General features: G+C 68.2%; 15 protein-coding genes. 13 read left to right on the forward strand and 2 right to left on the reverse strand.

Translation table 11 applies throughout. The features are described from left to right. On the reverse strand, window positions 1-2,666 hold a 2,666-nt coding region (agmC, locus tag BLU09_RS28490; protein WP_425270588.1), incomplete at its 3' end, for an adventurous gliding motility protein AgmC. A gap of 27 nt (window positions 2,667-2,693) precedes the next feature. Continuing rightward, complete coding sequence (locus tag BLU09_RS28495; protein WP_090493005.1) at window positions 2,694-4,541, reverse strand: OmpA family protein; 1,848 nt, start codon at window positions 4,539-4,541, stop codon at window positions 2,694-2,696. Between the two features lie 231 nt (window positions 4,542-4,772). Here BLU09_RS28495 and BLU09_RS28500 point away from each other — a divergent pair, with 231 nt between their 5' ends. The 13 genes from BLU09_RS28500 to tssG all read left to right on the forward strand — a co-directional run bounded on the left by BLU09_RS28500 (window position 4,773) and on the right by tssG (window position 22,536). Next, on the forward strand, window positions 4,773-7,037 hold the full coding sequence (locus tag BLU09_RS28500; protein WP_090493007.1) for a type VI secretion system tip protein TssI/VgrG: 2,265 nt from the start codon (window positions 4,773-4,775) through the stop codon (window positions 7,035-7,037). A 179-nt stretch (window positions 7,038-7,216) separates the two neighbouring features. Continuing rightward, complete coding sequence (tssJ, locus tag BLU09_RS28505; protein WP_225909366.1) at window positions 7,217-7,801, forward strand: type VI secretion system lipoprotein TssJ; 585 nt, start codon at window positions 7,217-7,219, stop codon at window positions 7,799-7,801. A gap of 38 nt (window positions 7,802-7,839) precedes the next feature. Next, window positions 7,840-9,165 carry a type VI secretion system baseplate subunit TssK gene (gene tssK / locus BLU09_RS28510; protein ID WP_244172085.1) on the forward strand — a complete coding sequence of 442 codons (1,326 nt, stop codon included), beginning with the start codon at window positions 7,840-7,842 and terminating at the stop codon, window positions 9,163-9,165. A gap of 15 nt (window positions 9,166-9,180) precedes the next feature. Continuing rightward, on the forward strand, window positions 9,181-9,897 hold the full coding sequence (locus BLU09_RS28515) for a DotU family type IV/VI secretion system protein (protein WP_090493012.1): 717 nt from the start codon (window positions 9,181-9,183) through the stop codon (window positions 9,895-9,897). Further along, window positions 9,897-13,589, forward strand: coding sequence for a type VI secretion system membrane subunit TssM (gene tssM, locus BLU09_RS28520; RefSeq protein ID WP_244172086.1), 3,693 nt, complete (start codon window positions 9,897-9,899; stop codon window positions 13,587-13,589). The genes BLU09_RS28515 and tssM overlap by 1 nt, the downstream gene beginning before the upstream one ends. Before the next feature lies 1 nt (window position 13,590). Beyond that, complete coding sequence (tagF, locus tag BLU09_RS28525; protein ID WP_090493017.1) at window positions 13,591-14,523, forward strand: type VI secretion system-associated protein TagF; 933 nt, start codon at window positions 13,591-13,593, stop codon at window positions 14,521-14,523. A gap of 15 nt (window positions 14,524-14,538) precedes the next feature. Next, a complete protein-coding gene (gene tssA, locus BLU09_RS28530; RefSeq protein WP_090493019.1) occupies window positions 14,539-16,563 on the forward strand; it encodes a type VI secretion system protein TssA in 2,025 nt (674 codons plus the stop codon). A gap of 82 nt (window positions 16,564-16,645) precedes the next feature. Continuing rightward, window positions 16,646-17,140, forward strand: coding sequence for a type VI secretion system contractile sheath small subunit (gene tssB, locus BLU09_RS28535; RefSeq protein WP_011554793.1), 495 nt, complete (start codon window positions 16,646-16,648; stop codon window positions 17,138-17,140). Window positions 17,141-17,165: 25 nt separating this feature from the next. Further along, a complete protein-coding gene (tssC, locus tag BLU09_RS28540; RefSeq protein ID WP_011554794.1) occupies window positions 17,166-18,650 on the forward strand; it encodes a type VI secretion system contractile sheath large subunit in 1,485 nt (494 codons plus the stop codon). Between the two features lie 119 nt (window positions 18,651-18,769). Beyond that, window positions 18,770-19,261 carry a type VI secretion system tube protein TssD gene (tssD, locus tag BLU09_RS28545; protein ID WP_090493021.1) on the forward strand — a complete coding sequence of 164 codons (492 nt, stop codon included), beginning with the start codon at window positions 18,770-18,772 and terminating at the stop codon, window positions 19,259-19,261. 83 nt (window positions 19,262-19,344) lie between these two features. Next, window positions 19,345-19,740 (forward strand): type VI secretion system baseplate subunit TssE, encoded by a 396-nt coding sequence (gene tssE / locus BLU09_RS28550; RefSeq protein WP_090493023.1) that lies wholly within the window; start codon window positions 19,345-19,347, stop codon window positions 19,738-19,740. Window positions 19,741-19,777: 37 nt separating this feature from the next. Beyond that, window positions 19,778-21,529 (forward strand): type VI secretion system baseplate subunit TssF, encoded by a 1,752-nt coding sequence (gene tssF, locus BLU09_RS28555; RefSeq protein ID WP_090493025.1) that lies wholly within the window; start codon window positions 19,778-19,780, stop codon window positions 21,527-21,529. Continuing rightward, window positions 21,493-22,536 (forward strand): type VI secretion system baseplate subunit TssG, encoded by a 1,044-nt coding sequence (gene tssG / locus BLU09_RS28560; protein WP_020478477.1) that lies wholly within the window; start codon window positions 21,493-21,495, stop codon window positions 22,534-22,536. Before tssF ends, tssG begins: the two co-directional genes overlap by 37 nt. The last annotated feature ends 41 nt before the right edge of the window (window positions 22,537-22,577 follow it).

Consider the following 22,577-nt stretch of genomic DNA (forward strand, 5'->3'; position numbering starts at 1 on the left):
GGAGAGTTGAAGTCGAAGCCCGCCTGCAGCGCGTTGCTCAAGCTGCCCATCGTGGTGTGCAACACCGTGTCCGGACGAACCTTGTCCGTCCGCCAATCGTACCTGGCGGGCGTCTTGTCCACATTGTTCGCCTGGTCCTTCGCCCGAACCAGCAGCGTGAACGAAGCCTCCAGTTCCGTCGTCGCGATGCTGCTTCCACTCGTGCACGTGGCGAAGAGCGCCCCATTCAAGCTGCACTCGAAGATGACATTCGACTCGTTCGAGCCGAAGGTGAAGGTCACCGATGCAAGGTTGTTCACAGGGTCGGGCAGCGTCCCCGTGAATGCCGTGTCCGGGTCGCTCAGGTCCACCGTCCACGAATAACTGGCAGGAGTGTCATCCACGTTCCCCGCCGCATCCACCGCCCGAACCCACAGTGTGTTCTCAGTGTCGTCTGACCGAGTAGGCGCGACATAGGGATTCGTGCAAGCGGCCCATCGGTTGTCGGTCTCCAGGGGAGCCGTCGTTGCTCCAGGAGGGACCAGGATGCACTCGAAGGTGGCGTTCGCCTCCGTGGTGAATCGGAACACCGGGTTGACGACGTTGGAAGTCCCCCCCGGGGTGCCGTTAGCGGCGAATTCGGTTTCGGGGCGCGTCCAATCCACGAGCCAGGAATATCGAGCGGGTGTTGGATCCCGGTTCCCCGCCGCGTCATGGGCACGGACCCACATCGTGTATGTCAATCCATCCGTGAGCGTCGTCGTCGTGGTGTAAGAGCTGTCGCAAGGCTCCCAACCCGAGGAGGGAGCCGTCGTGCCAATCCCTGACACCACCTGGCACTGGTAGGTGATACCCGTCGGTTCATTCGATGCGAAGGTGAAGCTCACCGCGGACAGCCTGGAGGGAGAAGCCGGAACTCCGTTCTCGGCGAAGTACGTATCGGGGGCTTCTGTGTCGACTGTGAAGGCACGCGAGGCGCTCGGCGCGCCTTGCAGCCCCTGGGCTTCCGTCACGGCCACGAGGTGCGTAATCTCTCCCGTTTGCAATGGCCGGGAGAGCGTCAGGGAGAAACTCCCGTTGCTCCCAACAACGCCACGTCCGTACTCCACCCCGGACACAGCGCCCCCCTCGAGCGCGTAGATGACCACTTCCGAGTTCGCCGTGCTGGTGCCACTGAGCGTTGGGAGGGGGTTATTCGTCACAATGGAACCAGCGGGGACCGTGATGGTCGGTTGAACGGGGGCAGCGAACTCCGTACCCATGAGGGTCGCGGCGCCCGCATAGGGAAACGAGCTGTTGCCCGGCACCGCGTCATGATGGTTTCCCGCCACAGCGAGGCCAGCAACACCACTCGCGATGTTGACCGCACATGTCGCCGTGTTTCGGGACTGGAAGAGCACCCGGCCTCCGCCTCCGCCTCCGCCCGGTCCTCGCAACCCCTCTCCACCATGCGTCGTGGCCCCGCCAGCGCCGCCTCGGACGTCCAGGAAGTTGCTGGCACCACACGGCGTTGCATGCAGGAAGCGGGCGTGAATGGTGCCACCGGCACCACCACCTCCCGCTCCGTCCTCATTGCTCGCCACGCCCGCCTCACCGGAGGCGTCCAACACACCCCCTGACAAGGATTGCGCCCGGACGAAGATGATTCCGCCGCCGTGACCACCCCGAGGCGTCGGCGACGCGCTCCGACCATGGCCCGCGCCTCCGCCGCCCCCCATGAGGAGCTGCATCAAGGGTGAAGCGCTGAGCGCAGCGCCCCCCTGCCCCGCGGCTGCTCCCCGTCCCTCATCGGACGCACTGTCCGAACTCCCCCCGCGCCCTCCCGCGCCTGCATTGCCACCGCCGCCGCCACCCGCGCGAAGACAGACGCCGCCACCGCCGCCGTTGGCGACATTGTCCACACCCCGGGGTGAATTCGTGGCGGCGTTCAGGCCTTCGCCGCTGAACGCTCGCGTCGAATCGGGCCGCCCGCTCGCGGGACATCCCTTGAGGGGTCCATCGCCATTGACTGAGGTATCCGCCACGTACGTGCCACCGTGAAAGCCCGCGCCCTTCGCACTGAGCTTGCTCCCGGAACCCAGCGTGACAGCGCCCGTCGCCAGGAAGGCAAGCACACCGCCGGTGTACGTTTCGGGGTCCCAGTTCCCGGCGTGAACGACCGCGTTGTTGGCGAGCGTCAGCGTCGTGTACTCCGGCACCCGGACCACCTGGGTCACGTCCGCAGCGTAGGAATACTTCAGCGGCCGGTCCAACGTCAGCGTGAGCTCATTCTCCACGCTGCGGTTGACGTTGGTGATTCGTGCCAGTTCCCACCGCCCCACCGAGCTTCCCTCGAGGCTGATGGGCGCGGCGCTCCCAACGGCCGCTGCGGGAACCAAGCCAGTCGTCTGGATGATCATCACCAGGTCGCCGTCGGTGCCACCCCCAGGCCCATTGAAGTCGGGGACGTTGGCCCCCGACTGGGAGGTGATGGTCGCAAGTGACGTCTTGACGGTCGTGTCCCCTGGCGCCAGCGGCTCCAGGGCCTGGGCGTAGTTGTTGATGACCGTGCCACCCGGCCCGCCGCCGATATTCCGAGCGCCATCCTGGCCATTCCCCACCAGATAGGTATCCGGACCCGGCAGGGCCGGCAGGGCCCAGAGCCCTACGGCCACCATCAGCACCTTCGTCAGAGCATTCGTTCTCATCGAGATGGTTCTCCGCGGAGGCGCACGTCAGCGCTGACCGCGCTCGGACGTGTCTTGCTGTGGGTCCGCCAGCAGGAACTCCACGCGGCGGTTGTTCTCACGGCCGTTCGACGTCGCGTTGCTGTCGATGGGGCGCTCCTGGCCGTAGCCCAGGGCCTTCAGCCGCTCGGGCGCGATGTCCCGGCCGATGAGGTACTGGCGCACGGCCTCCGCACGCCCCTGCGACAGACGGCGGTTGTCGTCTGGGAAGCCCCGGTCGTCCGTGTGCGCGCCCACCACGACGAGCGGAATCTCCGGGTGCTCCCGGATGACGCGCGCCACCCAATCCAGCAATTCATAGGAGCGCTTCTGGATGCGTGCCTGCGTCGGCTCGAAGAAGACCTTGCCCATCACCACCAGGCGGTCCGGGCGAATCTCCACCAGCGGCAGGATGTGCAGCGGGCACCCCAGGTTCTTGGCGTCCCCCGGCTCATTCACACAGCTGTCCGCGCGGTTGGGCACGCCATCCTTGTCCGAGTCTGACTCCGGGCAGCCATTGCGCTCGATGGGACCGGCCTCGTTCGGGCACTCGTCCTTGTCGTTGTCGATGCCGTCACCGTCCGTGTCCCGCACCGGGCAGCCCCGGTTGTCCGCGGGCCCCGGGTCCGACGGGCAACTGTCGATTTCGTCGGGGACCTCGTCACCGTCCTGGTCCGGAATCGGGCAGCCCTGGCGCGCAGCGGGACCGTGCTCCAACGGGCAGCCGTCCAACATGTCTTCGATTCCGTCGCCATCCGTGTCCTGCGCCGAGCAGCCCTGGCGCGCCACGTCCCCTGGAACGAGCGGGCACTTGTCGTCGGCGTTGCGCACGCCATCGCCGTCCTCGTCCATGTCCGGGCACTCGTGAATCTTCGCATCGGGCGGAAGCCCCATCTCACAGCGGACGGAAGACTCGCCCGGGCCACGCGGCGGCGTCACGTTGCCAAAGGCCCCGCCCACCATCAGCCGGAACAGCGGTGTCCCCGGCGCGGCGCCCACACCGACACCCACCAGCGCGAACATCTCCAGCGACGAGCCCACCAGGTAGCGCGCACCGGGCAGCACTTCCAGGGAGGTCGGCTGATCCGTCAGCGGCACCATGCCCCGCACGTTGAGCTCCCAGCGCAGCCGCTTTCCCGTCGTGGCCAACGCCACGCCCAGGCGCAGTTCCTGGCCCACCTCATCCTCCGTCTCGCCCGTGCGGTCCGTCAGCAGCACGCGAGGGCGCTGCAGATAGCCAACCTCCAGGCCCGCGCGGATGAAGCCGAAGTGCCGTCCCACCATCACCCGCGGCGACAAGCGGAGCCCGCCATCATCGCGGGCAAAGGCCCCCTCGCTGCCCAGCGGCAGCCCCGCCGCCAGATCCAAGGCCAGGTCCACCCCACCCGCTTCCGTCTGCCTCAGCAAGCCGAAGCGCGCGCTCACCACCGGCGTGGACAGCGCCTGACTGGCGGGCACGGCAATCCCATAACGCGCCATGCCAACGTCATCACCGCCCTGGAAAGCCACCATGGGAACCTGCAAGCCCACCTGAAGCCAGTCCAACGGGGCATACGCGGCGGCCAGATGCGCCGTGGTGCGTCCAGAGACGATGGCCACCTCGGGCTGCTCGCGAATGAGGTTGTCCATGTAGACGAGCGGCTGATGCGCGTAGTGCATCATCACCGTCGCGCGGAACGCCCCCACGGGAAGCAGTTCGCCCATGCCGACGAGGAGCGAACCCTCCGCGCCGGGATTCAGCTCCAGGCGCTCCAGGTCGAAGCCTCGCAACACGGGTGCTTCCTGCGCCCCGGCGGACAGCGACGTCAGCGCGAGTGCCAGCGCGAGCCCGCGGTGCAGGAGCTCTTTTCTTCTCATGGTTCTCCCCGAAGCCGTCTGGGTACCCCGGGAAGACCCGCAGTTTCAAGCCAGCCCCCCTTTTCCACTCTACACCGAAGTCCGACCTGGAATGGGGGTGGCCCCAGCGCCACCGCACGTCCGCAATGAAAATTTCGTGTCAGGCCCCCCTGGTACGCCAATTCGTGGCATGCTGCCGCACCACAATCGGGCCAAATCCCATGGACGAGGCCCTGCGCTGGGGGACTGTGGATGATCGCGAACGCCGCCTTGAAAGCCAACCAGGCTGAGTTCGAGTTCCAGGCAGGTTCCTTCACCGCCGGAGAGCTGGCCGTCCTTGGATTTGAAGCCGAGGAGACGCTGTCCCAGCCTTACGCGGTGGAGGTGGCGCTCGCCGCCCGGCCGGACGTGGACGTGGATGAGAAGGCGCTGCTGGGTCAGGATGCCCGACTCACCATCATGCTCGGAGACGGCACCGCGCGCTTCTTCCACGGCATCGTGTCACGGATGTCACGGTGGGATGAAGGCAACGGCCCGGAGCGCCGCCGCTACCGCGCCACCGTGGTGCCGCGGCTGTGGACACTCCGCCACCGCCGCAAGAGCCGCATCTACCAGGAGATGACCGTCCCGGACATCGTCCACAAGGTGCTGGACGAGGCCAAGGTGGAGCACCGGCTGGCGCTCACCGGCACGTACCCCAAGCGCGACTACTGCGTGCAATACCGCGAGTCCGACCTCGACTTCGTGTCCCGCCTCCTGGAGGAAGAAGGCATCTTCTACTTCTTCGAGCACGGCGAGGACGCCCACATGATGGTGATTGGCGACGGCGCCTCCGCCAATCCCGAGATGCAGGGCGAATCCAAGCTCGTCTTCCGCGAGCGCAGCCAGATGGTCGCCTCGCAGGAGTACGTCCACGAGCTGGTCTCCCGCATGGAGGTGCAGCCCGGCGCGGTGGCCCTGCGCGACTACAACTTCCTGCGTCCCGCCCAGGACCTGGGTGCCAGCTCCGAGGCGGAGGACGGCGAGGCCGCGCTCGAAATCTACGACTACCCCGGCCGCTATGAGGAGCCCGCGCCCGGCCGCAGCCTGGCGAAGGTGCGCCTGGAGGAGCTGCGCGCTCGGGCGGAGACGGTGACGGGCGCCAGCTACAGCCGCCGCATCTGCGTGGGCCACTCCTTCGAGCTGGCGGAGCACCCGGACGAGGCCGCCAACCGCAAGTACCTGCCCGTCTCCGTGCGGCACCTGGGCCACCAGTCGGAGGCGCTGAGCATCGAGCAGGGCTCGCTGCGCAGCCGGGAGGACTACCGCAACGAATTCCTCTGCCAGCCCGCGGAGGTGCCCTTCCGCCCACCGCGCGTGACGCCCCGGCCGGTGATTCCGGGCGCGCAGACGGCCATCGTGGTGGGCCCCAGCGGTGAGGAGATCCACACCGACGAGCACGGCCGCATCAAGGTCCAGTTCCACTGGGACCGCGAGGGCAAGAACAACGACAAGAGCTCCTGTTGGATCCGCGTCAGCCAGGCCTGGGCGGGCCCGGGCTGGGGCGCCCTGTACCTGCCGCGCATCGGCCATGAGGTCGTCGTCGAGTTCCTCGAGGGCGACCCGGACCGGCCCATCGTCACCGGCAGCGTCTACAACGGGGCGAATCCGACGCCCATCGACCTGCCCGGCAACAAGACGCAGAGCACGCTGCGCTCCAGCTCCAGCCCCGGCGGCGCGGGCTCCAACGAGCTGCGCTTCGAGGACGCGGCCGGCAGCGAGCTCATCTATCTGCACGCGCAGAAGGACTTCAACATCGTCGTGGAGAACGACAAGACGCAGGAGGTCCGCGGCAACGAGACGTTGCTGGTGCGCAAGGACCGCTCCCGCGTCATCGAGGGCAACCAGGCCCTGCTGGTGAAGAAGAACGACGACAGCACCGTCACCGGCAACCAGACGCTGGCCGTCACGCAGAACCGCTCCACCACCGTGGGCGGCAACCACACCGAAGCGGTGGCCGGGGACCAGTCCATCAGCGTCAGCGGCAACCAGGCCCTCACGGTGGCCATGGCCTCCGCGGAGACGGTGGCCCTGGGAAAGATGCTCAACGTGGGCGGCGCGCTCGCCGTCACCGTGGGCGCCGCCTTCAACGAGCTGGTGGGCGGCCTCAAGTCCGAACAGGTGGGCGGCGCCAAGGTGGAGGTCGTCGGCGCCAAGAAGTCCGAGACGGTCAAGGGCGCCCGCACGCTCCAGGTGGGCGGGGACCTCTCCGAAGAGGTGGGTAAGTCCCGCACGCTCAAGGTGGACAAGGACATGATGGTCAGCGTGGCCGGCAAGGTGAACCACGCCGCCAAGGACGCCTACACACTGTCCGCCAAGGAAATCTCACTGGTTGCCCAGGAGCAGTTCACCCTCAAGGTCGGCTCCGCCACGCTCCAGGTGAAGAAGAACGGGGACGTGGTCATCAAGGGCGCCAAGATCGAGGTCACCGCGACAGGCGACGTCGTCATCAAGGGCTCCAAGATTTCCGAGAACTAGGAGCAGACAGGGAACCGCCATCTGGGGGTGGCTTGAATCCTGTCCGTCCTGTCTGGCAGTTTACGCTTCGCACGGAAGTTGTAAGGACCCGTGCGTTCTTTCAAGGAATACGAATCTTGGCGCTAGGACACACAGGCGCCGGTCCGGTGTGGAGTGCCGGCCGGAACCTCCGGTGGGGTGTGGTCATCGCGCTCGCGGCCGCCTTGAGCGGGAGCGCGGGCTGCGTGAAGCGTGTGCCCCAGGCGTGTGAGACGCCGCCGCCGTTCCAGGTGGTGGTGGATGCGTCGGAGCAGCTCAATCCCGACGCGCGCGGGCGCTCACTGCCCACCGTGGTGCAGATCGTCCAGCTCAAGGACAGCGTCCGGCTGGAGCGCGCGGGCTTCAAGGACCTGTGGGGCAAGCCGGAGGAGTTCCTCAAGGAGGACCTGCTCCAGGTGGCCGAGCTGGTGATTCCGCCCGGCCGCCAGGTGAAGCGCTGGGTGCAGCGTGATCCAAAGGCCCGCTTCGTCCTGGCCATGGGGCACTTCCGGCAGCCGCTGGGCTATTCGTGGCGGACGGTGGCGGCGCTCCCCGTGGTGGAGGAAGCGCGCTGCGTAGAGCGCCCCGCGGGTGACCAGGGCGACCCGAAGCCGGGGGACGAGGTCTTCCGCTACCGGCTGCAAGGCTATCAGATTGACCTGATGTTCCGGCCCATGACGCAGGCGCCGGAGCCTCGACTCCAACCCCAAGCAGGCGACGGCGTGTCGCCGCGGAGAGGTGTATGAAGTCCGTGCAGCGAGTCGTTTGGTCGGAGGGCATGTTCATGAGCCCCCACCACCTCCAGCAGCAGGACCTCTACCACGAGCAACTGCTGGATCAGCGCTTGGCCTCGCTCGAACCGTATCCCTGGGGCGTCGTGGCCCTGGAGTTCGACATGGAGGCGCTACGCGCCGGCCAGGTGCAGCTGACCCACTTCACCGGCATCCTCCCCGACGGTCTGCCGGTCTCCTTCGAGTCCGGAGACGCGGAGGCGCCGCCCGCGCGGCCCGCGGATGGCTACTTCCCGCCCGCCCAGCGCACCCTGGACGTGTACCTGGGCGTGCCGCGCGAGCGCAGCGGCGTGGAGAGCTTCGGCAGCGGGGAGCGGCTGGGCAGCAGCCCGCGCTACACGCCCACCTCCCGCCCCGTCAGTGATTTGACGGCCTCCACCTCCATCTCGCAGGTGGCCTTCGGTCAGCGCAACGTGCGGTTGCTGTTCGGCACCGAGCCGCGCGACGACTTCGAGTCCATCAAGCTGTGCGAGCTGTCCCGCGACCGCTCCGGCAACCTGACGCTGGTGGAGTCCTTCATCCCGCCGTGCCTGCGCATCGACGCGTCCCCGTTCGTCATGAACGAGCTGCGGACGATGTTGCGGCTGATGGTGTCCAAGCAGCGGCAGCTGTCCTCACGGCGGCGGCACCGGGACGCCTCGGCGCTGGAGTTCACCGCGGGCGACGTGACGCTCTTCCTGGAGCTCAACGCGCTCAACGGCACCATCCCCTTCCTCCAGCACGCGCTGGACGCGGGCAACCTGCGGCCCAGGGACTTGTATCTGGCGCTGGCGCAGTGCGCGGGGCAATTGTGCACCTTCTCCGTCAGCGCGGACCCGTCCACGCTGCCCACCTTCCAGTTCACCAACCTGCGCGCCACCTTCGAGGAGCTGTTCCGCCGCCTCTCCGAGCTGATGCGCGCGGTGGCGCTGGAGCAGTGCCTGTCGGTGGACCTGACGGCGGGCGCAGACGGCATGTTCCGCGGCCGGCTGGAGGACGACCGGCTGGAGCGCTGCGGCCACTTCATCCTCGCGGTGCGCAGCGAGCTGCCGGAACGCGTGGTGGCCGAGCAGCTCCCCAAGCTGTCGAAGGTGGCCGCCTGGGAGGACATCCGCGCGCTGGTGCAGGCCGCCGCGCCCGGCGTGCCGCTGGCGGTGACGTACCGGCCGCCGCCCGAGGTCCCCGTGCAGCCGGGCACCGTCTACTTCAGCCTCTCCATGAATGACGGCTACTGGAGGAACGTGATGCGGGACCGCAACCTCGCCATCTACCTCCCGCAGCCGTTCGACGCGAGCCGAACGACCGTGGAACTGCTCGCGGTTCCCACCGCCAATCGCTGACGCCCCGAGCCGCCCATGGACCGAGTCACCGAAGCCACGAAGGACTGTTTCGACGCCGCCATCCAGCTGCGCGGCTCCGAAGCCTCGGCGGTGCCCCCGCCCGAGACGCTGCACCATCGCCTTCGCGGCGTGGTGGACGAGACGCTGCGCCGCGCCGCCGTGCTGGGCTTCAGCCATCAGGACGCCCAGGACATGGCCTACGCACTGGTGGCGCTCATCGACGAGGTCGTCCTGGGCCGCCCGGAGGAGTACCGACAGCTCTGGATGCCCCTCCAGCTCCACTACTTCAACGAGAACGTCGCCGGCGACGGCTTCTTCGCACGCCTCAACACCGTGCGAAAGGACCCGCACCGGCACGAGGTGCTGCAGGTCTACTACCTGTGCATGCTCTTCGGCTTCCAGGGCCGCTACCGCATCCGCGGCGGCGAGCTGGAGCTGATGACGCTCATCGACACGGTGCAGAAGGACCTGGAGCGCGCGCGGCCCTTCGACTTCGACGTGCTGTCACCGCACGGGGACCGGCCCACCGAATCGCTGCTCTCCAAGCGCAAGAAGGCGTCAATGGTGGGCATCTCCGCCGGGGCGCTCGCGGTGGCCGTCCTGTTCTACGGCGTGCTGCAGTTCTTCCTCAACGACAAGGTCGGTGAGCTGAGAAGCCGCATCGAGGTCCACGCGGCCCGCAACACGGCGACGAGCGCCAGCCAGACGCAGGCAGCGGGAGGGGCGCAGTGATGGCGTACCTGTTACCGCTGTTGGGCATCGGCGCGCCGATGTTCGCCCTGATGACCTACCTGGGCCTCTCCATGCAGCAAGCGGCCATCGTCGCCGCGCTCGCGGGCATGCTGGCCGCCGGCGTGGTGTGGCTGGTCAAGCGCATCCGCGCGCGCGCCGCCGCCAAGAAGCTGGAGGGCGCGCTGGCGGCGCAGGCGGATGAGCAGGCCACCACCGTGCGGCCGGACCTGCAGCCTGAAATCAAGGCCATGCAGTCGGAGTTCACCAAGGCGGTGGAGGCGCTCAAGGCCTCCAAGCTGGCGCGCGGCGGCAAGGACGCGCTGGCGGTGCTGCCCTGGTACCTCATCGTCGGTCCTCCGGGCGCCGGCAAGAGCACCGCGCTGCGCAACTCCGGGCTGAAGTTCCCGTACCTCTCCGCGCGCGGCGGCGTGCGCGGCGTGGGCGGCACGCGCAACTGCGACTGGTGGCTGACCAATGAGGCCGTGCTGCTGGACACGGCCGGCCGCTACACCAGCGCCGAGGAGGACCGGCCGGAGTGGCTGGCCTTCCTGGACACGGTGGCGAAGCACCGCCCCAGCCGTCCCATCAACGGCCTCATCGTGGCCATCAGCGTCAGCGAGCTGCTGAACGCGGACCCTCAGGCCGTGGGGGAGATGGGGCAGACCATCCGCGAGCGCCTGGATGAAATCACGACCCGGCTGAAGATGCTGGTGCCGGTGTACGTGATGATCACCAAGTGCGACCTGCTGCCCGGCTTCGTGGAGATGTTCTCCGACCTGTCGCGCGTGGAGCGCGGGCAGATCTGGGGCTTCACCGTGCCGCTGGAGCAGCAGCGCGAGGCGAGCACGGACCTGTTCCGCGAGCGCTTCGACCAGATGCTCTCCGTGCTGGAGCAGCGCTCGCTGCGCCGGCTGGGCCAGGAGCGCCGGCTGGAGACGCGCGAGAAGATCTACGGCTTCCCGCAGAAGTTCGACGCGCTCCGGAAGAACCTGGCGGAGTTCCTCCAGCCGCTCTTCCTGGAGAACGTGTTCCAGGACACGCCCGTCTTCCGCGGCCTGTACTTCAACAGCGGCACGCAGGAGCTGCGCCCGGTGGACAAGGTGTCCCCGTCCGCGGCGGAGATCTTCGGCAGCACCAACGGCCGGGCGCAGACGGATGGCGCCACGGACGGCCGCAGCTACTTCCTCTGGGACGTCTTCACCAAGGTGATGTTCCAGGACCAGCAGGTGGCCGTGCGCAGCTCGCTGGAGGAAGCGCGGGTGCGCCGCCAGCGGATGATGTTGGCCAGCGCGGCCTCCGCCGCCACGGTGCTGCTGCTGTCGCTGCCCACGGTGTCCTTCTTCAAGAACCGCAACATGGCGGAGGCCGTCACCGAGGCCATCACCAGCGTGAATCTGGACCCGCGTGACGACATCCGCCGCGTCGAGGACCTGATTCCGCTGCGCAACCGGCTCCAGGAGCTGACGGAGTACGAGGAAGGCAGCGCGCCCGTGTTCATGCGCTTCGGCCTCTACCAGGGCCAGAAGCTGCTGCCGCAGGCGCGCCAGTTCTACAACGCGGCGCTGCGCCGGGTGCTGCTCGGCAAGCAGTTCGAGCTCATCCAGCAGCGCCTGGACAACTTCGGGAAGAACCCGGACCTGCTGACGGTGCGCAGCGACGAGGACTACAGCAAGCACTTCGACGCGTACCGCCAGTACTTCGACGACTTGAAGATGTACCTGCTGGTGACCACGCCCCGCGACCCGCGCGAGCCGGAGCTGGACGAGTTGCAGCGCAAGTGGCTCCAGGACGAAATCGTCAAGCACTGGAAGCGCGTGCGGGGCGACGCGGTGGACGAGCGGGCGGTGGCGAACCACGCGGAGACGTTCCTGCTGATGCTCGCCAACGAGCAGATGCTCCCCGAGGAGCAGAAGCCGGCGCGCGAGCAGCGCATCGCCTTCGGCCGCGTCACCGGCGTGGTGCAGTCGGCGCGCCGCTCGCTCAACAACGTGCCCCTGGTGCGGCTGGAGCTGGCGCAGCTGGTGGCCAACATGAGCGGCGCGTACCCGGACGTGACGCTGGAGCAGCTCGTGGGCTCCGTGCCGCAGATGAGCGCCACCTCGCGCGTGCGGGGCGCCTTCACTCGCAAGGCCTACGACGACGTCATCCGCGAGCGGCTGGACCTGGCCTTCCAGGACCAGCAGTCGTGGGTGCTGGACCGCGATGAGAAGGTGGACACGGTGAGCTCGCGGCGCGAGCTGCGCACCCGCTACTTCGAGGCCTACACCCAGGAGTGGAAGGACTTCCTCGGCTCCATCCGCGTGCAGGCACCGGAGAACCTGACGCAGATGGAGAGCCTGCTGACGAACCTGACGCGCGGCAAGCCCAAGCCCTACGGGCGGCTGTTCCGCGCGCTCACGTACAACGTGGTGCTCGACAAGCGCGACGCCAAGGCGGCGGAGACCGAAACGGGCTTCCTGGCCAAGGCGGGGAAGCTGTTCGGCTCGGAGCCCGGGAAGGTCGTGCCGCAGAAGCGCGAGCTGCTGAACGCCAACTCACCTTCCGGCGCCCAGGAAGTCACGGCCCGCGACCTGGAGCGCGAGTTCGCCTCGCTCATCCGCTTCGCCACGGAGACCTCCAAGACGGAGGACGGCGAAGAGTCCCTGACGGCGCTGGATTCGTATGAAGACCAGCTGGCCACCGTCCAGACGACGCTGCTGGCGGTGAAGGACAAGCCGGCCGAGTCCGGCCTGCTGCTGGACAAGATTGAGTCCACCCGCAACAACGTGGAGATGATGGTCCGCAAGCAGACGGACAACGTCGCCATCTTCGAGCGGCTGCTGCTGCCGCCGTTCCAGGAGATGCGCTCGGTGGTGTTCGTGGGCGTGGCCTGCAACAAGAGCAAGCTGTGGCAGGACCAGGTGGTGACGGCGTGGAGCAGCGCCTTCAAGGGCAAGTATCCGTTCGACCGCGCGTCGCAGGCGGACGCGCCACTGCCCGAGGTCGCGGAGTTCCTGCGCCCCGAAGGCGGCCTGGTGCGCAAGTTCGTCAAGGAGCAGCTCCTGGAGGACGTGGTGGCCACCGGACGCCGGTGGGAATTCACCTCGTCGGGCGGGGTCATGTACCGGCCTGACCTGCTCGGCTTCCTGGAGAAGACGGGCGCGCTCTCCACCACGCTCTTCCCCGGCGGCGACACGGTGGACCCGCTGGTCCGCTTCCAGGTGCGCCTGCGCCCGGGCGTCTCCGCGGACGGCATGGCGTCGCAGATTTCATCCATCACCCTGACGCTCGACGGTACGGACGAGACGTACCGCAACGGCCCGGACACGGTGTGGAAGCCGATGATCTGGCCCGGTCAGGCAGGCAAGCTCGGCGCCCGCATCACCGTGCAGAGCGCGGACGGCTCCACGGAGACGACGCTGGAGGCCGAGGGTGACTGGGGCCTGTTCCGCCTGCTGGAGCGCGTCAAGCGCATCGAGCCCAGCGCGGACGGCCGCTACTTCACCGCGACGTGGGAAATCGAGGAGATGAACGGCGCGCTGGTCTCCATCGACTTCCGTCCGGAGCGCACCGCCAACCCGTTCTTCGGGATGTCGGGCAACACGTCCAAGCTGCTGGCCATCTTCCGGGACCCGGGGTTGCAGCCACCGACGACCATCGCTCGCAAAGGCGAGTGCGCGCCGCAGGCCATCGCGGCGGATGGGGTTCATTGACATGGCAGTGCAGTCGCCGCGCATCGGCCTGCTGGGCAAGACGCCCCGACAGGCCGAGTTCATCCGCCACAACGCGGCCACCCCGCTGGCCCTCCAGCTCTACGGCTGGATGGAAGCGGGCGTGGAGCGTTCGCGAAGAGCCCGGGTAGACCTGCCCGCCGAGCCCGTCTGTTTCGTCTTCACCGCGCCCGGCCAGAAGCAGGCGCTGGTGGGGTTGATGGCGCCCAGCCAGGACAGCGTGGGCCGGACATTCCCGCTGGCCATCTTCACCGAGGTGTCCTCGGCGGAGACGGCCTCGCGGCTCGCGTTGACGCCGGAGGCGTACCAGCCCTTCCTGCGCGCCGCCGGTGCGCTGGCCCAGTCCGCCGCGGAGCTGGACGTACCACAACTGCTGGAGCGCGTGGCGGCGCTGCCCCTGCCGGGGCCAGGGGATTACAGCCTCGCGAAGCGGCTGCTCAACGCCGTGCTGGCGGAGCACCACACCGTGGACCTCCTGAGCCCGGTGGTGGAGAGCACGCCGGAAGGTGGGCGTTACTACGCGCTGCACACCTTCCTCACCGCGTGCGCGGGCGAGCGCGGCAAGGAGCAGTCACCGGCTGGCGTCACCCTGGACTGTCCGCTGACCACGCGCGTGGGCCCCGTAGCCTGGCTGGAGCTGTCCTCGCGGCTGCTCAAGTGGACGCACCAGCCGCCGGCCTTCTTCTGGTCCGAGGGCGAGAAGCCCCGGCTGCTCATCAGCCTGGGAGCGGCCTCCCCTGCCCTCTTCCTCGCGCTGGCCCAGCCCAGCCGTCCGGGCGCCCAGGTGTGGCCACTGCGCACCGAGCGCCCCGCCGCCATCGACAACGCGCGCAAGGGCCTCACGGCCTCGGCGCGACAGGTCATCGACGCGCCGTCCACCACCCTGGAACAGCTGTTGCAGACGCTTTCGCGCTGAAGGCCCACCACGCCTATGCCTCCCTCCCTGGAACAGCTTCGTGAACGTGCCCGCCCCTGGGCCGAGCCCGTGCCGGGGGCGTCTCCGGCCGGCGTGCAGGCGAAGCACGAGCCCGCATACGAGGCCGTCGCGCTGGAAGTCGCGAAGTTGGAGTCTCCGGCCAGCAACGCCGTGCGCTGGGATGACGTCGTCGAGGGCGCCAGCGAGCTGCTGAAGCACACCACCAAGGACCTCTGGCTCGCCTCGTACATGGCCTATGGCCTGTATGCCACACGAGGCCTGGACGGCGCGGCCACCGGCACGGCCGTGCTCGCCGAGGTGACGGAGCGCTACTGGCAGGACCTCTTCCCGGAGGCGAAGCGGCTGCGCGGCCGGGCCAACGCCGTGGCCTGGTTCGTGGACCGGCTGGGCCGCATCCTGCCCACCGTGGACCAGGCCTCCGTGAGCGCGGAGCCCCTGGATGCGCTGGCGGTCGCGGTGAAGCGCCTGGCCCAGCTCTCACGCGAGCGGTTCTCCGACATGGCTCCCGCGTTCGGGCCGCTCCAGGACGCCATCGCCCGGCTCCGCGCCGGACTCCCCGAGCCCGAACCCGCGAGCGTACCGGAGGGACGCACGGCGTCCTCGGAGGACGCAGACGCCTCGCAGACGCCGGTGGATGGGACTGCGCCGTCCCAGGACGAGGACACCCCGTCCGGCGAGGATGGAGAGACCGCTGTGCGCGCGGCGGACGCCACGACTGCCACGCGGCCAGGAGCGGCTCCGGACAACACTGAAACGCCCACGAACGACAATGGCAACCGCTCCGCTCGGGAGGCGGGCAATGCCAGCGCCAAAGGCAAACCTGCTCAAGCCAACGGTGCTGGAAACAGCTCCGCCCCGGTCAAAGGCAACACCGCCCAGGGCAATCCCACGACAAAGAGCGCCCCCGCCCCGGCCAAGAGCAGCACCGCTCAGGACACCGCCAAAGGCAGCGCAGCCAGCCAGGGCGGCGCCTCCGCTAACGGCACACCCGCCCCACCGCGCGCCGCCATCGAAGTCCCGCCTCTCCCCGAGCTTCCCGCCGCGCCGGATCTGTCCAGCGTGGAGGCGATCACCGACTTCCTGCGCACCGTGGGCGGCGCGCTGCTGGGAGCCGCGGGAGCGCTTCGCCGGGCAAGCCCCGAGGACCCGCTCTCCTACCGCCTCAACCGCATGGGACTGTGGCTGCACCTGACCCAGCCGCCCGCCACGGATGGCAATGGCCGCACCCAGATTCACCCACTGCCGGACCTGCTGGGAAGCAAGCTGGAGACCCTGGAGCAGAACCAGCGCTGGGGCGAGCTGCTGGACGAGTCCGAGTCGGCCCTCGCCCGCCACCGCTTCTCGCTGACGCTCCACCGGTACAGCGCCACCGCCCTGGAGGGACTGGGTGCCGCGTACACCGGGGCTCGCACCGCGCTGGTACAGGAATTGGCCATCCAGCTCCGCCGGATGAGCGGCGTGGAGACGCTCCTCTCCACCCTGGGAAGCCCGCTCACGGATGACGCCACCCAGGACTGGCTGCGCAACCACGTCCTCCGCGCGAGCGCGCCCCCACCCGCCCCTTCCGCCGCCGTGGCGTCAGTGTCCACGGCCCTGGCGCTGGGGCCCCTGTCGCTGGGCCCGTCTGTCCATGCCGACAGCGCGGCGCTGGAAGCCGAAGCCCGCACGTTGCTGGAGGAAGGCCGCGTCCACGAAGCGGTCACCCGGTTGCAGGCTGCCGTCACGGCCGCCAGCACCGGCCGCGCCCGCTTCATCTCCCGGCTGGAGCTGGCGCGGTTGTGTGCCAATGCGGGCCAGTTGCCGCTCGCGCGCGCCGTCTATGACGCGCTGGACGAAGAGGTCTCCACCCACGCGCTCGACACCTGGGAGCCAGCGCTCGCCGCCGCGTGTCTGGAGGGGTGGCTTCAAACCCGCACCGCCGCCGAAAAGGAGTCTGGACCGGTGGCAGTGAAATTTCGAAACCGGTATCGTCGTCTAGCGTTGCTGGACTCTTCCGCCACGCTGCGCGTCGGCGCTTGAAAGACACCCGTCGTACCGCGGCGAAGCTCTCCCTCATGCGACGCCCGCGTCTTCTACGCAGTTCTCAAGGAGAAAGCCGCAGATGAGCAAAGAGAGTTCCGTCGCCCCTACCGAGCGCGTCAACATCGTCTACAAGCCCGCCACCGGCAATGCGCAGGAGCAGGTGGAGCTGCCGCTGAAGGTGCTGATGCTGGGGGACTTCACGGGTCAGGAAGACGCCCGTCCGCTGGAGCAGCGCGCGCCCATCAACGTGGACAAGGCCAACTTCAACGAAGTCATGGCCCAGCAGAACCTCAAGGTCACCCTGACCGCCGCCGACAAGCTTTCGGCGGACCCGAACGCCACGATGAACGTGTCGCTCCAGTTCAAGAACCTGAATGACTTCTCGCCCGAGAGCGTCGTCAATCAGGTGCCGGAGCTGAAGAAGCTGCTCGAGCTGCGCAGCGCGCTCAACGCCCTTAAGGGCCCCCTGGGCAACCTGCCGGCGTTCCGCAAGAAGCTCCAGGCCCTGCTCGCCGACGAGGACGGACGCAAGGCGCTCATCAAGGAACTGGGTCTGACCGAAGAGACCAAGTAGCCCTTTCCGGGGGAACCGAATCACCATGGCCAACGAGACCCAGACCCAGAAGTCCACGGGCGTCGCCAATGACGCCTCGCTGTCCCTGCTCGACGAAATCCTGTCCGAGGCCAAGCTGAAGCCGAAGGACGAGGGTTACGACGTCGCCAAGCGCGGCGTGCAGGCCTTCATCACCGAGATGCTGGCGCCCAACCGCTCCGAGGAGCGCGTGGACAAGGCGCTCGTCGACGCGATGATTGCCGAAATCGACAAGCGCCTGTCCTCCCAGGTCAACGAAATCCTCCACGCGAAGGAGTTCCAGAAGCTGGAGTCCTCGTGGCGCTCGCTGAAGTTCATGGTGGACCGCACCGACTTCCGCGAGAACACCCGCGTGGAGATGCTGAACGCCTCCAAGGAAGACCTGCAGAAGGACTTCGAGGACGCGCCCGAGGTCACCAAGAGCGGCCTGTACAAGCTCGTGTACTCCAACGAGTACGGCGTCTTCGGTGGCAAGCCCTACGGCATCATCTCCGCCAACTACGACTTCAACGTGGGCCCGCAGGACATGGAGCTGCTCCGCAAGTGCGCCTCCGTGGCCGCCATGGCGCACGCGCCCTTCATCGGCAATGCCGCGCCGGAAGTGTTTGGCGAGGAGAGCTTCCTCAAGCTGCCCGACCTGAAGGACCTCAAGTCGCTCTTCGAGGGCCCGCAGTACGCCCGGTGGCACTCGTTCCGTGAGAGCGAGGACGCGCGCTACGTGGGCCTGGCGCTGCCGCGCTTCCTGCTGCGCCTGCCCTACGGTGAGAAGACGGTGCCGGTGAAGGCCTTCAACTTCACCGAGGACGTCGTGGGCCACCACGAGCGCTATCTGTGGGGTCACGCCTCCGTGGCGCTCACCAGCCGCGTGGCGGACTCGTTCGCCAAGTTCCGCTGGAGCCCGAACATCATCGGTCCCCAGTCCGGCGGCGCGGTGGAGAACCTGCCGCTGCACCAGTACGAGGCCATGGGGGAAATCCAGACCAAGATTCCCACCGAGGTCATGCTCACCGAGCGGCGCGAGTTCGAGCTCTCCGAGGAGGGCTTCATCGGCCTGGTGTTCCGCAAGGACTCCGACAACGCGGCCTTCTTCAGCGCCAACTCCACGCAGAAGCCCCGGTTCTTCGGCAACACCCCGGAGGGCAAGGCGGCGGAGACCAACTACCGCCTGGGCACGCAGCTCCCCTACATGTTCATCATGACCCGCCTGGCGCACTACATCAAAGTGCTCCAGCGCGAGCAGATTGGAAGCTGGAAGGAGAAGTCGGACCTGGAGCGCGAGCTCAATCACTGGCTCAGCCAGTACATCTCCGACATGGACGACCCCGCTCCCGCCGTGCGCTCGCGCCGCCCCCTGCGCGCCGCGCGCGTGGTGGTGGAGGACGTGGAGGGTCAGCCGGGCTGGTACCGCTGCAGCCTGCAGGTGCGCCCCCACTTCAAGTACATGGGTGCGTCGTTCACCTTGTCCCTCGTGGGCAAGCTGGACAAGGAGTAGAGCCCGTTTCACCCAGCGTCGGTCATTTCAGCTAGTTTAGGGGCTCCAACAAGCCCAGGCTCGGGGTGAGCCTGGGTCCACCAGCGCGCGGACGCGCGCAAAGCGACGAGGTTGAAGTCATGGCTGAATCAGTACACCTGTACCTGAAGGCGAACGGCAGCGACATCAAGGGCGACAGCACGCAGACCAGCCTGGGCCGCGCGGATTCCATCGAGTGCGTCGCGTACAGCCAGAAGGTCTTCACCGCTCGCGAGGCCGGCTCGGGTCTGGCGACGGGCCGCCGCCAGTACGAGGGCATCGAAATCACCAAGCGCATCGACAAGTCGTCGCCGCTGCTGATGAAGGCCCTCTGCGAGAACCAGGTCATCGACGCGACCTTCAAGTTCTTCCGGCCGAACCCGACGGGCGACGGCACCACCGAGCAGTTCTACACGGTGTCCATCAAGAAGGCCCGCATCAACGCCATCCAGCAGACGGTGCCGAACTCCTTCGTGCCGGCGAGCACCAACCTGCCCCCGATGGAGACCATCCAGTTGGTGTTCCACACCATCAACTGGACCATCACCCAGGGCGGCGTCACGCACGAGGACACCTGGGACACCCAGCGTTGATGTCCGTCCCTCCACCGGCCGTCCGTGCAAGTGGGCTCCGCGGGCGGCCGGGGGTTGGGGTACTCCGTTGTTGAAGGAAATCCATGGGCTCCCGAGGCTTGTTGTCGCGCATCGCTGAAGGCAACGGCACGCTCGCCCCGCCTGGCGACGTCGTTGAATCCATCGCCGAGCACCTGCGCAACCTCCTCAACACGCGCAAGGGAGAGTCCGTGGCCTCACCGGGCTACGGCATCCTGGACCTGAACGACATCGTCCATTCCTACCCGTCGGCGATACCGCGGATGACGCAGTCCATCCGGCAGGCCATCCAGGAGTTCGAACCGCGCCTGAAGGGCGTGGTGGTGCACTACAACGCGGACCCGGTGGACCCGACGGCGCTGCGCTTCGACATCACCGCCCAGTTGGCCACGCGGGATCGACGAGGCATGGTGCGTTTCCATACCCAGGTGCACCCGGGCGGACGCGTGGACCTGTGGTGAGCCGGGTGAATCCAGGGGTGCGTGGCGGAGGGCGAGGATGTTCAGCAAGTATTACCTGAGCGAGCTGTCGTACCTGCGGGAGATGGGACGGGCCTTCGGGCTGGCCAACCCCTCTGTCGCGGGCCTGTTGGTGGAGCGCGGCGCGGACCCGGACGTGGAGCGGCTGCTGGAGGGCTTCGCGTTCCTCGCGGCCCGCATCCGCGAGCGCGTGGACGACGACGTGCCAGAGCTGGTGCACGGGCTCACCGAGCTGCTGCTGCCGCACTACCTGCGCCCGCTGCCGGCCTCCACCATCGTCGAGTTCACCCCGCACCTGCGCGCGTTGCGCGGCCGCTCGCGGCTGGCCGCCGGGGCGGAGGTGGCGTCCCAGCCGATTGACGGCACCAGTTGCGTCTTCCGCACCACCACGGACGTGGACCTGCTGCCGGTGCAGCTCACCGACGCGCTCCTGGACCGGTCGTCCATCACCGCGCCGGTGCTGCGCCTCTATTTCCAGACGACGGAGCAGGGCCGCGCGGAGGTGTTCCGCGAGCAAGGCCTGCGCCTGTTCATCCACGCCGACCTGTCCGCCGCGTCGGTGGTGCTGTTGTGGCTGCTCCGCTACTGCCGCCAGGTGCGCGTGCGCGGCGCGTCGGGCCAGGGCGACGGCATCAAGCTGCCAGCGAATGCCATCCAACCGGTGGGCTTCCACCGGGACTTCAAGCTGCTGCCCTGGCCGCGCGCCAGCGAGGGCTACCGCCACCTCCAGGAGTACCTGACGCTGCCGGAGAAGTTCCTGTTCTTCGAGGTGCGCGGGCTGGACGCCGCCGCCGGGCTGAAAGAGGACCGCTTCGAGATTGCCTTCCACCTGGAGCGGCCGCCGCCCCTGGATGCGCGCATCCACCGGGAGATGTTCCGGCTGCATTGCGCCCCCGTGGTGAACCTCTTCAGCGTGCCGGCGGACCCCATCCTCCACCGCACGCTGGACCGGGAGCACCTGCTGCGCGCGTCCGACCTGCCCCCCAACCACGCCGAGGTGTACTCGGTGGACTCGGTGACGGGCCTGAAGGCCGGGCGCAACGAGCGGCGCGTCTATCGGCCCTTCTACGAGTTCACCCACACCGCGGGCGGGGACGCTGAGCAGTCCTTCTATCGGCTGCGCCGGGCGCCTTCGCCGCTGGACGAAGGAATCGACACGTACATCACCCTGGAGACGCCGCGGAACATCGCGCCGGAGGTCAACGCCGAGGAAGCGCTGTCCATGGACCTGACGTGCACCAACCGCTCGCTGCCCTCGCGGCTGCAGGTGGGTGACTTGACGGCGTCCACCTCCGCCAGCCCCACGCAGGCGAAGTTCAAGAACATCTCCCCGGTGAGCCGGCCCGCGCGCGCGCCGCTGGGCACCGAGCTGCACTGGCGGCTCCTGTCGCACCTGGCCATCAACCAGCACTCGCTGGCGGACGCGGCCGCGCTGCGCCGGCTGATGGACCTGTACAACTTCCATTCGCTCACCGACAACCTGGCGGCGCGCGCCAGCCGCCTGCGCATCAACGCCATCCGCGCGGTGGAGACAAAGCCGGTGACGCGCTTCCTGGAGGGCGCGCCGCTGCGGGGTCACCGCACCCGCGTGGACCTGGACGAAGAGAACTTCATGGGCGTGGGCGATTCGTTCCTCTTCGGCTCCGTGCTGGAGGAGCTGCTCGCCTCCCACGTCACCATCAACTCCTTCAACGAGCTGAGCATCCGGCTTCACCCCTCGCAGACGGAGTTCGCGTGGCTTCCGAGGAACGGCTCCCAGACGCTTTTGTAGAGACGGCCCAGAAGCTGGCCGAGCTGGCGCCCCGGGTGGGCTTCTTTCCCCTGGTGGCGTTCCTGGAGCGGCTGACGTCGCAGGCCACGCGCGTGGGCGGCGCGGGGCCCGTCAACGAGGAGATGATTCGCTTCCGGCACGACCCGTCCCTGGGGTTCCCCTCGGGCGACGTGTCGTCCGTAACGCTCCACCAGGTGCCGGTGCGGGCGGAGGACCCGTATTCGAAGCGGCCACTCTTCGAGGTGGTGACACGCTTCCTGGGCCTGACGGGCGCGGTGAGTCCCCTGCCTCATTACCTGGCCGAGGAGGTCGCGCAGGAGGACCCGGACCACCCGGTGCGGCGCGAGTTCCTGGACCTGTTCCATCACCGGCTGCTGTCGCTGCTGTACCGCATCGAGTCGAAGTACCGCGTCACCAGCGAGACGGACACGTCCTTCTCGGACCAGTGGTCCCGGCGCCTGCTGGCGCTGGGCGGGTTCGACACCTACGAGAAGGCCCTGGAGGGCACGCTGCCGACCTGGCGTCTGCTGCGGATCGCCCCGCTGCTGGCCAGCCGGGCGAGGACGTCCGAGCAGTTGGAGGTCGCGCTCGAGGACGTGCTGGGCGACGACCTGGAGGGCGCGAGGGTGTCGGTGCGCCAGTTCGTGGGCCGCTGGGTGGACATCGACGCCCGGGCGCGGCTGGGCCACTCCAACCACCAGTTGGGGCGCAACATGCTGTTGGGCGGCAAGGCCTTCGACCGGACGGGGAAGATTCAAATCCACATCCGGCCGCTGCCGCCGCGCGCCTACAAGCGGCTGATGCAGGAAGGGGACTTGCTGCCACTCGTGAGAGAGGTGGTGGCCCTCTTCGTGAGGGACCCCCTGGAGTACGATTTGGAGCTGGGGCTCACCGAAGGCGTGCAGCACCAGTTCCGGCTCTCCAGCCGGGAGCCGAGTCAGCTCGGGCGGGACACGTGGCTGGGCCTGAGTCAGCAGACGCAGATGAGTGTCCCCGTGGTGAAATGAGTTGTTAGAGCAGGCGGGCGCGGCGCGCGGGGATTTACGCC

The sequence above is a fragment of the Myxococcus virescens genome (assembly GCF_900101905.1).
GTDB classification, from domain to species: Bacteria; Myxococcota; Myxococcia; order Myxococcales; family Myxococcaceae; genus Myxococcus; species Myxococcus virescens.

Bases quoted from the DNA above. Each gene is read 5' to 3' on its own strand.
- BLU09_RS28495 (WP_090493005.1), bottom strand. From the start codon at position 4,541: ATGAGAAGAAAAGAGCTCCTGCACCGCGGGCTCGCGCTGGCACTCGCG.
- BLU09_RS28500 (WP_090493007.1), top strand. From the start codon at position 4,773: ATGATCGCGAACGCCGCCTTGAAAGCCAACCAGGCTGAGTTCGAGTTC.
- tssK (WP_244172085.1), top strand. From the start codon at position 7,840: ATGAGCCCCCACCACCTCCAGCAGCAGGACCTCTACCACGAGCAACTG.
- BLU09_RS28515 (WP_090493012.1), top strand. From the start codon at position 9,181: ATGGACCGAGTCACCGAAGCCACGAAGGACTGTTTCGACGCCGCCATC.
- tssM (WP_244172086.1), top strand. From the start codon at position 9,897: ATGGCGTACCTGTTACCGCTGTTGGGCATCGGCGCGCCGATGTTCGCC.
- tagF (WP_090493017.1), top strand. From the start codon at position 13,591: ATGGCAGTGCAGTCGCCGCGCATCGGCCTGCTGGGCAAGACGCCCCGA.
- tssA (WP_090493019.1), top strand. From the start codon at position 14,539: ATGCCTCCCTCCCTGGAACAGCTTCGTGAACGTGCCCGCCCCTGGGCC.
- tssB (WP_011554793.1), top strand. From the start codon at position 16,646: ATGAGCAAAGAGAGTTCCGTCGCCCCTACCGAGCGCGTCAACATCGTC.
- tssC (WP_011554794.1), top strand. From the start codon at position 17,166: ATGGCCAACGAGACCCAGACCCAGAAGTCCACGGGCGTCGCCAATGAC.
- tssD (WP_090493021.1), top strand. From the start codon at position 18,770: ATGGCTGAATCAGTACACCTGTACCTGAAGGCGAACGGCAGCGACATC.
- tssE (WP_090493023.1), top strand. From the start codon at position 19,345: ATGGGCTCCCGAGGCTTGTTGTCGCGCATCGCTGAAGGCAACGGCACG.
- tssF (WP_090493025.1), top strand. From the start codon at position 19,778: ATGTTCAGCAAGTATTACCTGAGCGAGCTGTCGTACCTGCGGGAGATG.